This is a genomic window from Marinobacter sp., assembly GCF_048269445.1.
In the GTDB taxonomy this organism is placed as follows: Bacteria; Pseudomonadota; Gammaproteobacteria; order Pseudomonadales; family Oleiphilaceae; genus Marinobacter.
Map to the genome: position 1 here is coordinate 80,775 of NZ_JBLXIQ010000009.1, position 14,733 is coordinate 95,507.

The following is a 14,733-nucleotide window of genomic DNA, read 5'->3' on the forward strand; positions in this document are numbered from 1 at the left end:
CGGGCTAGTGGTCTGGACTGACATGCCACAGGTCATGTTTCCGGAAAGCCCTGTTCTCAGCTTCCAGCTTTAGCAGGTGTGCCAGGGCTGACCGTGCGGCTAGTCCGTGAATCGCCGCCGGCACATCATCATAGGCCTTTGCCGTCAGCGCCTTGAGGTCCACCGGGCTCAAGGCTTCCAACGCACGGGTCACCTTATGCTCCCTCGACAGCCGGTGGGTAATCAGAAAATCGATGACCGCTTCCGGTTGTCCCATCACAAATCCGTGAGCCGGAGCTATGTAGCGGATGGATTCGGCCAGCAGCTCATACAGCGACTCAATGTAAGCCTTCATGTCCCCATCCGGCGGATTTATCACCACGGTTGAACCCTGCATGATGTGATCGCCGGAAAACAACAACTCCTGATCGGTCAGCAGATAACACAGATGATTCGAGGCGTGGCCCGGGGTGTGTAGCACCTTCAGAATCCCGGCTTCAGTTGCAATCAGCTCACCGTGCTCCGGTTCGTCGTCTGCCCGGAAGGTCTGATCCTGACTCGCCCCCTCGGGCGCCGGCCAGCCGAATACCCGGCATCCGGTCCGTTCTTTGAGCGCTGCCACGGCCGGCGAGTGATCCTTATGAGTGTGGGTAACCAGAACCTGATCAATCACTCCACCGGTCACTTCCAGAATCCGCCCAATATGCGACTCATTCGCTGGGCCAGGATCGAGGACCGTAAACCGCTCATGACCCAGTATATAGGTATTGGTTCCCGGCCCGGTCATCATCCCGGGGTTGGGCGCCGTTAGCCGGATCACCCCGGCCGCCACCTCAACCGGGTCGCCGGGAACAATCTCCGCTTGGGTCGACCCTTCCCCCTCCGGATCGAGTTTGGTCGCCTCATCATAGGCAGGTGAACCGGGTTCCAGCGTCACTGGTTTGCCTTTCTTCAGGGCTGGCCAGGGCTCGCTGGGATAAGGCTCCGGTGGATTGGCGTGGGCATAGCGCATCAACGCCTCGGTGGTCGAGAAATCGCTCAGCACCCGCAATGTCCGGATCGTCGGCAGCCCCAGCAACCGCTGGCTACTGCGGTGATCCTCCAGCGCCTCCTCCGGCCGGATCCAGACTTGGTCAATGGTTTCCACCCCATCATGACTGGCTAGCTGGCCTTCCGGCGCGGTGGTCACAAAGAACCGGGTATCAAACCGCCGCGGCGGCCCCGGCGGCGTAATCCAGTGTCCCAGATAGGCCAGCCTGTCCAGCGGAATGGACAACCCGTGTTTTTCGCACAGACGGGCCAAAGACAAATCACCATTAAACACCGATTGCCGGTCGGCATGGGCCGGATGGTCCCCGGAAACCGGATTTCCCTGCCCATCGACTGCCACCAGAATCCCGGCTTCCTCAAAGCACTCCCGAACCGCCGCCAACATGTAATCCGCGCCGCCCTCATCGACGCTCATGGTCTGACTGATCTCGGCATCTCCGGGCCCCAGAATATGCTCCCGTCCATGGGTCTCGTGGTCTTCTACCCGTCCACCGGGAAACACAAAATACCCGGGCATGAACACCGCGTCCCAAGTGCGTTGCAGCATCAGGACTTCAAGGCCTTCGGCAGTGTCGCGGACCAGAACCAGTGTGGCGGCAGGGCGAATATCCATACAACTCCATCTTCAACTATTGATCGTCGCTCCCCCAAGCCCAGGGCGCGGAGGCCTGATAGCAAGATAACCGATTTGAGGCTGGACGTCTTGAGATGAACACTAAAGTCGAACAGCGTATGATTCCCCTCCAAAGTTCAGCGAGAACAGGAACTCCCGTGGCCCGAATTAAACTTTCCTTCCCCGACGACGTCTTCCGTTTCGAAACCAGAATGCCCGTCAGAATCACCGACATCAACGGCGCCAACCACCTTGGCAACGACGCCCTGATTTCCATGCTCTCCGAAGCCCGGGCTCAGTTCCTCGTCAGTTACGGCATCCAGGAAGCGAGCAAGGATGGCTCCGGCATCATCGTTACCGACCTGGCCACCATGTACCAGTCCGAATCCTTCTTCCCGGAAATGCTACGCTTTGAAGTCGGCCTGATGGACTTTAACAAGTACGGTGGGGATTTTGTCTTCCGGGTCACTAAGGCCGAAAGCGGTCAGCCCGTGGCACTGGCCAAATACGGATTCGTGTTCTTCAACTACCAACGCAAGGAAGTGGTGCCCGTGCCAGAGAGCTTCCGCTCACGCTTTGGCTGATACCGCCCGACGCTGAAGCTGCTTCATGCCGGCCCGGTAAAAGGTGTAAGCCATGGTGCCGGCCAGCAGGTTGCCGACCAGGGCGCCAGACATCAGGCCCGTAAGACCGCCGAACTGCGAGCCCAGCCAAAGCAGCGGCAGGTAACAGGCAAACAGTCGCAGGGTGGATACCAGCAAGGCCCGCATTGGTAGCCCCAGAGCATTGCACACCGAAACCATCAGCATACAGACACCCAGAGCGCAGTAACTCAGCGGTACCCGCACCAGGTAATCGCCTAGAATTTCCTGCACCTGCTCGTCGCTGGTAAATAGCGTGGATACCAGCCCGGAGGCCGCCAGCCAGATCAGGCCAATGGCCAGTTGCCAGCCCACAATAAAGCGGACGGCAATCCGCACGAGGCGGCGAATCTTTTCAATCTCTCCGGCACCGAGCATGCGCCCGATCATCGGTGGCATCGACATGGTCAGCGCGAGCACCACCACAATCGAGAAGAACTCCAGCCGGGTGCCCAGCCCCCAGGCCGCCACCGCAGCAGACCCGAATCCGGCCACCAGAGCGGTGGCCAGCATGGCCGAGACCGGCGGCATCAACTGACTGACCATGGCTGGCGCCGTAATGCTGCCCAGCTGCCGGAGTGCGCCCCTCAGTTGAAGCCGCTCCAGGTCAAAGCGCAACCACTGCCGCCGTATCAGGGTTGGATACACGATGGCGGCCCCGATGCCGAACGACGTGATGGTAGCCCAGGCGGCACCGGGCAGGCCCCAGTCGAAGACAAATATGTACAGGGGGTCCAGGCCAATATTGAGCAGGCTGGTGATGATCATCATGTAGCCAGGGACTTTGGTGTCGCCGTTGGAGCGACAGACAGCGTAGCTGAAGTAGAGCATGGCACCGGTCCAGGCGGAGGCGAGCCAGGGCGCCCAGTACTCACGGATCAGCGGCCTGAGAGCCGCTTCTGCACCCAGAAAGTCGAGAATCAGGGGCTGTAGCAGCCAGACTGAGATACACAGAATCAGAGCGAGGGAGGCGCCCACGGTAATCACCAGTCCACCGAGTCGTTGGGCGCGGAGTTCGTCCCCCTGGCCGAGGGTGCGGGAAATAATGGCGGTGGTGGCGATGCCGAGGCCCACATACATGCCGCTGACCAGCTGTTGCATGGGCACGGTGAAGCCCAGTGCCGCCAGCGGATCGCGGCCAAGCTGTCCCACGAAGGCACTGTCGGCCAGTTGGAAGGTCATCAGGGAGAGTACGCCGAACAGCATGGGCCAGGTCATGGTGAAGAGCTGACGGGCCAGACTGGGGTTTTGGGCAGTTTCTTGCACGAGGTGTTTGGGGCCTTCAGTTGGGGTTCAGGCGTTAGGCGGGAGTCTATCAGTTTCGGCTTTGGGAGTTAGCAAAGTTGCCGGAATGGTGCCGGCAACTTTGCCCCGAGCTTTGGTGTTAATGCCAACTGCTCCGGACTGAACGATTTTTTAAAGCACGCTCAGTGCCGCGTCGTAGTCCGGCTCGTTCTTGATTTCATCAACCAGTTGGCTGTGCAGAACCTTGTTGTCTTCGTCCAGTACAACCACGGCCCGGGCGCATAGGCCGGCGAGTGGGCCGTCCTGCATGGCAACGCCGTAATCCTGCTGGAAGCTGTAGTTCCGGAAGGTGGAGAGGGTTTCGACGTTTTTCAGGCCTTCGGCACCGCAGAATCGGGCGGCGGCGAAGGGCAGGTCCGCGGAGATAACGAGTACGACGGTGTTGTCGAGGTTGCCGGCCTTTTCGTTGAATTTCCGGGTGGAGGCGGCGCACACGCCGGTGTCGATGCTGGGGATGATGTTCAGGATTTTGCGCTTGCCGGCCCATTTGTCGAGTTTTACTTCTTCCAGACCGCTGTTGGTCAGGGTGAAGGGCGGCGCGTTGTCGCCTGTTTCGAGGAATTTGCCGCTCAGTTCAATGGGGTTGCCGTCGAGGTTTACGCTGCTCATGGGGTGCTCCTTGGTGTCTGGTTTAGAATCTTAAGTACTCTGTGTAGACCACTTTGGATGATTTTGCATGTGAAGCTTTGGTGGCTGTACTGCTGCGGGGCGGTTATCCAAAACACGCTCCTTGCGGCACATCCATGTGGCGCTTGGGCTCCGCCATCCATGGCTCCGCACAGTTTTGGATAACCGCCCCGCAGCAGTCCGTTCAGCCTCGGAGTGGCCTACCTTACTTTTGGGGGCTTAGCTGCTTGTCGCAGTTTGTGCTTCGAAACCCTTTGCAGGATAACGCTGAACCAGCAACAGATAACAGCCCATGGCAATGGCGGCGCAGGCGGCGATGATAGTGGCCATGACCAGGGAGGTTCCGTCGTGCAGGTGGCCGACGAGCATGCCGGCGACGGCGGCGACGGCCATCTGGGTGAAACCGAACAGAGCGGAGGCGGATCCGGCCATGGTGGGGAAGTTGGCCATGGCGCCGGCCATGGTTTGGGGTAGCACCATGCCGGTGCCGATCATGAACAGGGCCTGGGGCAGGATGACGGCCCAGACGTTGTAAACCTCAATGAGTGCCAGGCCGGCCATCAGCCCACCGCCGGCTACTGCAATGACCAGTCCGCGCACCAGGATCTGATCCGGGAGCAGATTGCTGCCCAGGCGGACGGCAGACAGGTTGCCAACAATATAGCCGGCGACCATGCAGGCGAAGTAGAGGCCGAACTGTTCTGTTGGTACGCCGAGAAAGTCGATGAGTACAAACGACGAGCCGGACAGGAAGGCGAAAAGTCCCGAGAAGATCAGGGCGTTGGTCAGGGTGTAGCCGAGGAAGCTGATGTCCCGCGCGATGGTGCTGTAGTTCTTGAGCAGGCTGCGGACTTTCAGGGATTGGCGATGTTCCGGGCGCATAGGCTCGGGAATGCCGACCGCAACCACAACGGCCATCACTAATGCATAGCCACCCAAAGCAAGGAAGATCGATGACCAGCCGAGACCGGCGGTCAGAAGCCCGCCAATGGTCGGCGCAATTGCAGGTGCGAGGGCCATGATGCTGGCCAGGATGGCGAGGATCTTGGCGGCTTCGCGGGGCGTGTAAATATCCCGGATCGCCGCCCGGCCCAGAACCGGTCCGGCTGAGCCACCCAGGGCCTGCAGGAAGCGGAGAAGAATCAGGGTTTCGATGTTGGTGGCCAGCGCGCAGCCAATACTGGCGATGGCAAAAAGCACGAATCCGCCGACCATGACGGGTTTGCGGCCAAACCGATCCGCCAGTGGGCCGCAGATCAGCTGCGCTATCGCAAATCCGACCATGTACAGGCTAAGGGTTAACTGAACCTGATCGGTTCCGGTGCCGAAGTCTCTGCCAATCTGTGGCAGTGCCGGCAAATACATATCCGTTGCCAGTGGCCCGAGGGCCACGGCGGCAGCGAGAAGTATGGTTGTCCAGACACTGGTTAAAGTAAGCATTCGTTTCCTGATGCGTGATCGCAGAATTACGATAGGCCAGATTGGGAAAGGCTTTCCAAAACTATACAGAGCCATGGATGGCGGAGCCCAAGCGTCACAGGGACGTGCCGCAAGGAGCGTGTTTTGGAAAGCCTTTCCCAACCTGGCCGACCGGCAAGTGCTAGCAGTCTAGGTGAGGCAAGGTAAAAAGATAACGGCGGAGACGCTCATACAACCTATGAGCAAAAGTAATTGATTAACCTTCCAGCCTGTTGAGAGTTGCCGCAACAGCGTTGATTTGGTTGCGCAACCACTTATGGGCCGGATCGTTCTGGTTGCGGCGATGCCAAAGCATCAGAAGGGTAAACGGCTTGAAGTCAAAGGGCAGGGGCACCCAGGCGAAATCGCGGAGTAAGTGTTTGCTCATGCACTCCGGAGCTGTGGCCAGCATGTCGGTGCCCCGAAGAAACTCCGGCAGACCGGAGAAATTCGACACCGTTACCACATTGCGGCGGATCAGGCCCCGGGTATCGAGTGAGGTCTCCACGGTGGGTTTCTCACCGGTCGCGAACAGCAGGGCGATGTGGTCAGCCTTCAGGTAATCCGCCAGATCCGCAGGAGGTTCCCGAAAGGCCGGGTCATAAAAGACCACCATGCGATCCGCCATCAGGCCCCGCTGCATGATATCCGTGGCTTCCGGTGCGTGGGGGGAGATGATCAGATCGCAGACGTCTTTCCGGAGAATGTCCGCCCGGGGGATACCTGAGGGGATCACTTGCAAGCTGATACCCGGTGCCTCCCGGCGCAGGATTCGCACCAGGCCTGGCAGCAGCAGGTCCCGTTGATAATCATTGGCCGCTACGGTGAAGGTGAACTCGGCCGTGGCCGGGCTGAAGGGCGGGCCGGAGGACAGGGACTGGAGGTCGTCCAGAATCTGGCGTACATGAGGGCCTGCCTGCAGTGCATAACGGGTCGGGGCGATGCCCCGCCCGGATTTGACGAACAGAGGATCGCCGAGGGCCTGGCGCAGGCGTTCAAGAGTGTGACTCACAGCGGACTGGGTCACGCCCAGCCGCACCGCCGCCCGGGAGACGCTGCCCTCGTCCAGTACCGCCAGGAAGGTGCTCAGGGAGCGGAAGTCCAGGTTCAATGTATCAATCGGGTTCATGAATAGCAGTGTAACCGGATGTTATTCCCGGTGCTACGGCGACCGGATTTGTGCAGCAGACAGTGGCCTGTGTTGAGTGATCATTCAATTCCGGATACTGTGATCCGTGTACACGACCCCAAGACCCTTTCCGGATGAGGAGCTACCTTAATGACCCTGACTCTCGCTTTCGACGTCTACGGAACTCTGGTCGACCCCATGGGTATGTCCCGTCTGCTGGCGGAGGATGCCGGAGACGGGGCAGAAGCCGTGGCCGCTCTCTGGCGCGAGAAGCAACTGGAGTTCTCCTTCCGCAAGGGCCTGATGAAAGTCTACGAAGACTTTGGCGTCTGCACCCGACAGGCTCTTCGTTACGCCATGGCCTTTCATAAATTGTCGTTGTCCGAGGAACGTGAGAACGAACTGATGGCGGCCTATCTGTCACTGCCCGCGTTTGACGATTCGTTGCCTACCCTGAAAAGCCTGAAAGGGCAATATCCGTTGTTCGCGTTTTCCAACGGCAGTTATCCGGCGTTGGAAAAAGTGCTCGGGTACAACAATCTGTTGGAGCAGTTTCAAGGCCTGGTGTCGGTGGATGACGTCAAAAGCTTCAAACCGGACCCGGCCGTCTATACCTTCGCGAGGCGTGCCACGGGTTCTTGGGAAAAGCCCTTGTGCCTCGTTTCCAGTAACGCCTGGGATGTCATTGGTGCAAGGGCGGCCGGGCTGCTGGCAGTCTGGGTCAAAAGAGACCCGGATAAAGTGTTCGAAGACTGGGGCATAGAGCCATCGGCCGTTATCAACAGCCTTTCGGAGTTGCCGTCAATATTGAAGAACCTCTGAAGCCTGCGGAGGCGGGTGTTGGGTTGGGCCTTCCAAAACTGTGCGGAGCCATGGATGGCGGAGCCCAAGCGTCACATGGATTTGCCGCAAGGAGCGTGTTTTGGAAGGCTCAATCCAACACCCGCCGGCAAACGCCCAGGTTGAAAAAATCAGTCCGACCGATCGGCCAGCCACTCAGCCAGTTCCAACCAGCTTTGCTTTGGCGCCTTGCTACCGGCCAGGATGCCCATATGACCACCGGGAACCACCCGAAAAGTCTTGTCGGTAGAACTGACATGGTCCATGACACGCTGGGCGGCGCCTGGCGTTACCATGGTGTCTTCACTGCCGGCAATAGCCAGTAAGTTGGTACTTACATTATCCAGGCGTGCTATATCGTCGCCGATCTGGATCTCACCCTTCGAAAGCTGGTTATCGATCCAGACTCTCACGACCGTGTCCTGAATGATTCCGCCGGGGTAAGCCACCATACGATCGAGAAATGCAGACGTCGTAGCGTGATTGGTGACAAATTCCCGGTCCCCCAGGCGGATGATCAACTCCCAATAGCTCATCACGCTTCCTATAGGATTGGTCAGCTTAAAGCCAATAGTGTTGGCCCAGCCCGGGGTGTGAAACCAGTGGGGCTTCATGTCGTGGAGTCGGAACGCGGTGCGCTTGCGGATGAACCCCGCCACATCGGCCACGCGCTGGTTCAGCAACCCAAGGATTCCCGAGGCGTGACTGTCGATGGGCGAGCCAAGCACAATGGCATTGCGCACGTGCTGATCATTGCTTAGAGCCGAGTAAAACAGCGTAAACATCCCGCCCATGCTCCAGCCATGCAGGGACAACTCCTGCTCACCACTATGTTCCCGAACCCGATTCAGATAGGCCGGCAGCAACTCGGCCACATAGGTGTGCAGGTTGTAGTGACTGTGCGCCCGGGTCGGAATGCCCCAGTCAATCAGGTAGACCTCAAACCCTTTCGCCCGCAAAAACCGCACCAGACTGCGCTGGGGAAGCAGATCGTAGATCAGCATATTCACCGCCAGGGGCGGCACGATCACGATCGGCGTCCTGTGGGCCGTGCGTTCAACCGGAATGGTCTCGCCATCCAGCTCGACAAAGTCCTCGGCCAGCGGCGGGTAGTAGCGCAGGCTCACCAGCCCATCCGTGAAAAGAGTCTCGAACGGCGTCTGCCCCGCCTGCACCAGACTGGCGGCGCGGAATATCCGATCGAACGCGTTGCCCGCGTAAAGGGCGGTTTGCCGGGTTAGGCCGGCTGCCCGGTCGGCGGCCGATTTGACGAGGTTGGGCAAAGAAATGTCCATAAAGGCAATGATCCGGAACTATGGCGAACACAGGGCGGGCAACACATAAGTCTGGCGAGCAGGTATGAGGGGGCTTTCCCAGACCGTGCATTGCCATGGATGGCAATGCCGAGCCCCCAGGGATGGGTTCACGGCGTGTCTGGGAAAGCCCCCTCATGCCTGCGACAACACCATTGCCCGCAGGCTGGGACAAGAATAGATCAGTCGCACCGGAGACGGCCATGGCACAACTGCCACACCCGGTGGGCAAACCGGTCACTTCAGGCCACTGCCCAATCCTTCCTGTGGTTGATATGATTGCACCCTACTGGATACAAAAACCAAAAACAGGACCGCCATGCTCAGTTTCCTCCCCGCTCCCGTTATCGGCGTACTCAACTCCATCCTGCTGGGAATCAACACCCTGTTCTGGTGCATCCTTCTTTACATCCCGGCGATACTGAAACTCATCATTCCCCACAAGGGCTTCCGGGTCCTGTGCACCCGAGTCATTATCTGGATCGCCGAAGCCTGGGTGGCCTGCAACACCGGCTGGATGAAGCTCACTCACAAGACGAAGTGGGATGTGAACGGTGCCGAAAACCTGAAGCGTGAAAGCTGGTACCTGGTGCTGGCCAATCACCAGAGCTGGGTTGATATCTTTGCCATGCAGCGGGTCTTCAACCACCGGGCACCGTTCCTCAAATTCTTCCTGAAGCAGCAGCTGATCTGGGTGCCGGTTATCGGCCTGGCCTGGTGGGGACTGGATTTTCCGTTCATGAAGCGGTACACCAAGGAATACCTGATCAAACACCCGGAAAAGCGCGGGGAGGACCTCAAGGCGACTCGCCGGGCCTGCGAACAGTTTCGCCATACGCCCGTCAGTGTCATGAACTTTGTGGAAGGCACCCGGTTTACCCAGGCCAAGCACGACAAGCAGAAATCTTCCTATACCCACCTGCTTACGCCCAAAGCCGGTGGTGCGGCCTTCGTGCTGGACGCCATGGGCGACTCGATCCAGACTTTGGTGGATGTGACCATCGCCTACCCGGGTGGCGCCCCCACGTTCTGGGAGTTTATCTGCGGCCGGGTGAAGGAGGTCAAGATGGAAATCCACACGGTCGAAATCCCAGAGCACCTGAAAGGCCGGGATTATTCAACCGATGCTGAGCATCGCCGGAATGTGAAAAACTGGCTGGGGGATCAGTGGCGGGCGAAAGATGAGCGGCTGGAGCGAATGCTGGCCCAATAACATCGGCAGCGGTGTCAGCGGTTGCTGTCGTCCCGCTCGTCTCGGTCCGTGTCAAAGCCGTATTTCTTCAGAAATTCGTCAGGGCTCATGGGCATTGCGCACCTCTATCAAAAGATTATGTTCTGATAGATACGGTGCGCCTGCCACTGCGGTTTTTCAACCGGTGGTGGAACTGTCTCCTGCCGGCTCGTTTCCGGCTTCCACCAGCTTGAAATTGATTTGCCGGCGTTCCTCGTCCACCCCCGAAAAGCTCACGGATACCCGCTGTTCCAGCTGGAAGATGCGGCCGTTCTTGTTGTGGATCAGGCGCAGAGTCACCGGATCAAAGCTGTATTTGCCGTCCAGATCCTTGCAGCTGACAAAACCTTCCAGCCCATTCGCATCCAGGCGTACAAAGAACCCTGCCGGAACGGTTCGGCTGATGACGCCGGTCATCGGCTCCTCGCTCAACGTTTTGGCAAAGTCGCTCTTAAGCCAGGCCTCGAGACTGCTCGCTGCCTGGCGGGCGCGGAGCTGGGCAGCCTGCAGGGCCTCCAGCTGATCCTGGGTCAGTGCTCTCATGGGGGTATCCCAAAGAGCGGACTTGATCAGCCGATGCACGTAGAAGTCCGAGAATTTGCGCAGCGGTGAGGTGAACGTGGTGTACGCATCCAGCCCCATGCCATGGTGCGGCGCGGGCTTGAAGCCCAGTTCGGCTCTCGCCAGCTGTCTTGAAAGTATGGCCTTGACCGGCACCTCCGCTTCCAGTGCGTCGGTTTCCTTCATCAGGGTCTTGAAGCCGTCAGCATGATGGGCATCCACTCCGGACAGATGCGGGGCATGGCTCTCGATCAGAGCCCGGATGTTGTCGGCGCGATCATCCCGCAGGCCAGGATGCCGAATGAACAGGCCGGCCGCCTGGCGGCTGAGGAAATCCGCGGCGCAGCGGTTAGCGGCAACCATGCATTCCTCGACCAGGCGATGGGCCTCGTTCTGCACGGAGGGCTCAATCAGGCGGATGCGCTTGTTTTCATCCAGGCGCAACCGGAATTCCGGACGGTCACCGCTGAGCAGAGCATGCTCACTGCGCCATTTTCTGAGAGCCGTGGCCGCCTGATGCAGCTGATCCAGGCTGTTGCCAACGGCATCGGGCAGGGCCTTGATGTCGTCGTCAATCCGGCCTTCGATCAGGTTGGAGACCAACTCATAACTGAGTTTGCCTTTGGACTGGATCACCGCCTGGTGAAAACTGTAGTCGCCCAGGGTGCCATCATTATTCACCTGCAGATCGCAGACCAGCGCCAGGCGTTTGGTCTCTGGCATCAGGGAGCACAAGCGGGTACTGATGCTGTCTGGCAGCATCGGCAATGGCTCGCCGGGGAAGTAGATGGCCGTGGCCCGGTTGAACGCCTCCTGTTCGACCGGGCTGTCCGGTTCAATCACCGCGGTCGGGTCAGCAATGGCGATGGATAGAGCCCAGCCGGTCGCATTGGGTTCGGCCAGAAGGGCGTCGTCCATGTCCTGAGTGCCCGGGCTGTCGATGGTGACATAGGGGCGGTCCGTGCGGTCTTCCCGCCCGGCTTCCCGGGATTCGATGTCATTGTCACTCAGGCTTTCGGCTTGCGTCGTCACAGCTTCCGGCCAGGTGTCGGCCAGGTCAAACGTGGCCAGGGTGAAGGAGCGTTCGATGCCTGGCTCCCCGGCCTTGCCGATCACCCGCAGTACTTTGGCCTGGCCCTTGCCGTCCTTGATTGGGTGTTTGTGAATCTGGCAATAGATGTAGTCATCCGGCTGGGCATTCATCCGTTCTTTGGGCGGAATGAAGATCCAGCGATTGATACCCGGGGTTTCGGGCACGACAAAGTGACCCTTGCCTTTAACCAGATAACGGCCAACAAAGGTGTTCAGGCGGGTTTCCAGCAGTTCGTCCACCACGCCCTGGATTTTGCCTTTCTCCACTTCCTGCTCGGTGACATTCACCCGGTCTCCCGGGAGGACTTTCTGCATCTCTTCCGGCGGCAGAAAAACGTCCCGGCCCTCGTCAAGCGCAACGAACCCGAAGCGGCCATTGGTGGCTTTGACGGTACCGGGCAAGACCACCTTGTTTTCCTCGATATCGGATTTCAGCTGGCGCAACTGGCTGAGAGCGTCGGCATTAAGCATGAAGTAACCTGGCTGGTAAATAATGAATGATGGGGCGGAGTATAACGGTTATGGCCTCATGCGTCAGATAGCAGAATACCCGAATCAGATTTCGGCCCAGAATCGCTGGAGATTGGCCAGGGACTTGGTGAGCAGGTCGAACTCGGCCGTCTTGCCCTCACGTTCAAAAAGCTGCCGCCGGGCCGTGTCGAGGTCAAACAGCACTTCTCTCTGGGCAGGGTCCCGGATCGTGCTCTGAATCCAGCCAATGGCAACACGGCGCTGGCCACGGGTCACCGGTTCCACCCGGTGCAGGGTCGAGGACGGGTAGATCACGGCAGCGCCGGCGGGCAGCTTGTAGGACTGCTCCCCGGCTGTGGTGTCGGTTACCAGTTCACCGCCCTCATAGCTATCCGGATCGTCCAGGAAAAGGGTAAAGGAAATATCGGTCCGCAAACGTCCCGGACCACGGCCCATCACTGGATCATCGACATGGTTACCGTAGGTCATGCCATCCCGGTAGCGACTGAACAGAATCGGTGTCATTTTTGCGGGCCGCACCGCCATCTGGAACAACGGGTGCCCGGTGAGGGCCTGTTCCACCTCTGCCCGAAGCATGTCCGCGGCGCTATCGGCCATATTCATCTGCTCATTGTTCTTGACCAGGCGGGCGTGCCAGCCGGCGGTTTTGCGGCCGTCCTCAAAGCGGCCACTGTCCAGGGCGGCGCGGATACGCCCCAGTTGCTCACTGTTCAGAATTTCGCTGACGCACAGAATCATCACATCTCCAATTCGTAATAGGAATAATTTGCAATCAGTATTCGTATTAACGCATCATGCACCACCATTACACAACCATCAATCCTGCCGCCATCGCGCACATGCTGGCGGCCTGTTTGGAGAGAACACGATGATCAATCAGAAACTGAAACTCTGGACCGGAATCGGTGTGGCGACACTGCTGGCAAGCTCCGTTGCCATCGCTGACCAGCACGGCGACCAGCACCATGACGAAATGATGACTTCCGGCTCCCACGGTGGCGAAGGTGGTGAACACCACGGAGGGGAAGGCGGTGAACATCACGAGAGTAAAAAGGGAGCCACTCACGGTGGTGAAAAAGGTGAGCATCACGGCGGTGAGGGTGGAGAATCCCATGGTGGCGAGGGCGGTGAAGCCCATGGAGGCGAAGGTGGTGAGCAGCACGGCGCCGGAGCCGGTGAGGCATTTAGCTACTTCTCGGCAGGCGGAGAAGGTGGCGAAGGTGGCGAAGGGGGAGAAGGCGGAGGCACCGTGTCTGCCGTTGGGTCCGATGGTGCCTATGTCGCTATGCTGCAGATGATGCAAGGGCACCTGATGGCTGCCCGAGAGCTGATCAAGTCGGGAGACGTGGCTGAGGGTCGTCCACACCTTACTCATCCCTGGGTGGAAGTCTATCCGATGGCGGACGAAGGCCTTGAAAGCCGTGGCCAGGAAACACTCGGCAATTACCTGAAGGTTCTGGCTGAAAGGGCCGGAGAAGTGCAGAAGTGGGGCGATATCAGCCAGGACTTCCAGGCCGCCTGGGTGGGCATCGAGAAGGCCGTGAAAGGGGTCGAAGGCCAGAGTGCGTCCAGCGTCTCCAAAGTTGTTTTGTCCCTGACCAAGCAGGCCGTTCTGGAGTATGACGAGGCCCTTGATGAAGGGCGATTCGTAGCAGAACACGAATATCAGGATGGACGTGGCTTTGTTCTGGCCGCGCGGGATTACCTGGAAAGCCAGCAGACTACACTCAAGAAAAAGAACAAGGAAGCTTGGCGCGATGCCGTCAAGGCGCTGGAGAAGATGCAGAAGGCCTGGCCGACGGCGGTGCCGCCGGAACAGCCGGTTATCCCGGTATCCAACTTATATGCTGCCCAGGCCCGTCTGGAACTGGCGCTGGCACCTTACCTCTATTGATCCGGGAGACCCGGGGCCCTGGTGGCCCCTGGTGCTGACCGAATCAATTATACTGCGCAAAGACCCGGGTCTGGCCGGCCTCATTGAACAGGATGACCTTGTAGTGGTCTTTCCGGCCGCCGATGTCCATGCCCGGGGATCCCATGGGCATGCCGGGTACGCTCAGACCGGCGGCTTTCGGCGCGTCGGCGATCAGCCGCTGGATGTCGCTGGCCGGAACATGGCCTTCGATCACATAGTCACCGATAAACGCTGTGTGGCAGCTGGCTAAGGCGGGCGTAAGGCCGGCATCGGCCTTGATCGGATTGAGGTTGTCGGTTTCGGTAACCTCGACCTCAAAGCCGTTTTCTTCCAGGTGTTTGACCCAGTCGGTACAGCAGCCGCAGGTTGGCGACTTGTACACGTGGATGCTCTGGGCGGCACCGGCCGCCAGTGCAGTGGTGCTGAAACTCAGGGCAGCCATTAGGCCGAGAGCCAGGGAGTGCTTTTTCATGGCGTTTTCCTCAGT

General features: G+C 59.2%; 13 protein-coding genes. 4 read left to right on the forward strand and 9 right to left on the reverse strand.

The genetic code is table 11. The features are described from left to right. Nucleotides 1-4 precede the first annotated feature (4 nt). Nucleotides 5-1,642: an MBL fold metallo-hydrolase gene (locus tag ACN0XM_RS17495; RefSeq protein WP_417568221.1), complete on the reverse strand. Its 1,638-nt coding sequence runs from the start codon at nt 1,640-1,642 to the stop codon at nt 5-7. Nucleotides 1,643-1,800: 158 nt separating this feature from the next. On the opposite strand from ACN0XM_RS17495, the gene ACN0XM_RS17500 reads away from it, so the two are divergent. Next, on the forward strand, nt 1,801-2,226 hold the full coding sequence (locus ACN0XM_RS17500; RefSeq protein ID WP_417568222.1) for a thioesterase family protein: 426 nt from the start codon (nt 1,801-1,803) through the stop codon (nt 2,224-2,226). Here the strand turns inward: ACN0XM_RS17500 and ACN0XM_RS17505 are convergent. The 4 genes from ACN0XM_RS17505 to ACN0XM_RS17520 all read right to left on the reverse strand — a co-directional run bounded on the left by ACN0XM_RS17505 (nt 2,212) and on the right by ACN0XM_RS17520 (nt 6,802). Next, nucleotides 2,212-3,549, reverse strand: a complete 1,338-nt coding sequence (locus ACN0XM_RS17505) for an MATE family efflux transporter (RefSeq protein ID WP_417568223.1) — start codon at nt 3,547-3,549, stop codon at nt 2,212-2,214. The two genes, ACN0XM_RS17500 and ACN0XM_RS17505, sit on opposite strands and share 15 nt — an antisense overlap. A gap of 150 nt (nt 3,550-3,699) precedes the next feature. Further along, on the reverse strand, nt 3,700-4,197 hold the full coding sequence (gene tpx / locus ACN0XM_RS17510) for a thiol peroxidase (RefSeq protein ID WP_417568224.1): 498 nt from the start codon (nt 4,195-4,197) through the stop codon (nt 3,700-3,702). 237 nt (nt 4,198-4,434) lie between these two features. Continuing rightward, nucleotides 4,435-5,655: a Bcr/CflA family multidrug efflux MFS transporter gene (locus tag ACN0XM_RS17515; protein ID WP_417568225.1), complete on the reverse strand. Its 1,221-nt coding sequence runs from the start codon at nt 5,653-5,655 to the stop codon at nt 4,435-4,437. A 235-nt stretch (nt 5,656-5,890) separates the two neighbouring features. Next, entirely contained in the window at nt 5,891-6,802 is a 912-nt protein-coding gene (locus ACN0XM_RS17520) for a LysR family transcriptional regulator (RefSeq protein WP_417568226.1), read from the reverse strand. Nucleotides 6,803-6,952: 150 nt separating this feature from the next. Here ACN0XM_RS17520 and ACN0XM_RS17525 point away from each other — a divergent pair, with 150 nt between their 5' ends. Beyond that, entirely contained in the window at nt 6,953-7,624 is a 672-nt protein-coding gene (locus ACN0XM_RS17525) for a haloacid dehalogenase type II (protein ID WP_417568227.1), read from the forward strand. A 149-nt stretch (nt 7,625-7,773) separates the two neighbouring features. Here the strand turns inward: ACN0XM_RS17525 and ACN0XM_RS17530 are convergent, their stop codons facing one another. Next, on the reverse strand, nt 7,774-8,925 hold the full coding sequence (locus ACN0XM_RS17530; protein WP_417568296.1) for an alpha/beta fold hydrolase: 1,152 nt from the start codon (nt 8,923-8,925) through the stop codon (nt 7,774-7,776). Nucleotides 8,926-9,274: 349 nt separating this feature from the next. Between ACN0XM_RS17530 and ACN0XM_RS17535 the strand changes: the two genes are divergently transcribed. Further along, nucleotides 9,275-10,168, forward strand: coding sequence for an acyltransferase (locus ACN0XM_RS17535; RefSeq protein WP_417568228.1), 894 nt, complete (start codon nt 9,275-9,277; stop codon nt 10,166-10,168). A gap of 156 nt (nt 10,169-10,324) precedes the next feature. Here the strand turns inward: ACN0XM_RS17535 and ACN0XM_RS17540 are convergent, their stop codons facing one another. Together ACN0XM_RS17540 and ACN0XM_RS17545 are read right to left on the reverse strand one after the other, a co-directional pair. Continuing rightward, entirely contained in the window at nt 10,325-12,310 is a 1,986-nt protein-coding gene (locus tag ACN0XM_RS17540) for a ribonuclease R family protein (protein ID WP_417568229.1), read from the reverse strand. Between the two features lie 84 nt (nt 12,311-12,394). After that, the gene (locus tag ACN0XM_RS17545) at nt 12,395-13,069 is read right to left on the reverse strand and encodes a Fe2+-dependent dioxygenase (protein WP_417568230.1); all 675 of its coding nucleotides are present in this window, start codon (nt 13,067-13,069) and stop codon (nt 12,395-12,397) included. A gap of 130 nt (nt 13,070-13,199) precedes the next feature. Between ACN0XM_RS17545 and ACN0XM_RS17550 the strand changes: the two genes are divergently transcribed. Then, a complete protein-coding gene (locus ACN0XM_RS17550; RefSeq protein ID WP_417568231.1) occupies nt 13,200-14,225 on the forward strand; it encodes a hypothetical protein in 1,026 nt (341 codons plus the stop codon). Between the two features lie 43 nt (nt 14,226-14,268). Here ACN0XM_RS17550 and ACN0XM_RS17555 read toward each other — a convergent pair whose 3' ends face one another. Further along, nucleotides 14,269-14,718 (reverse strand): DUF411 domain-containing protein, encoded by a 450-nt coding sequence (locus tag ACN0XM_RS17555; RefSeq protein WP_417568232.1) that lies wholly within the window; start codon nt 14,716-14,718, stop codon nt 14,269-14,271. Between the last annotated feature and the right edge of the window lie 15 nt (nt 14,719-14,733).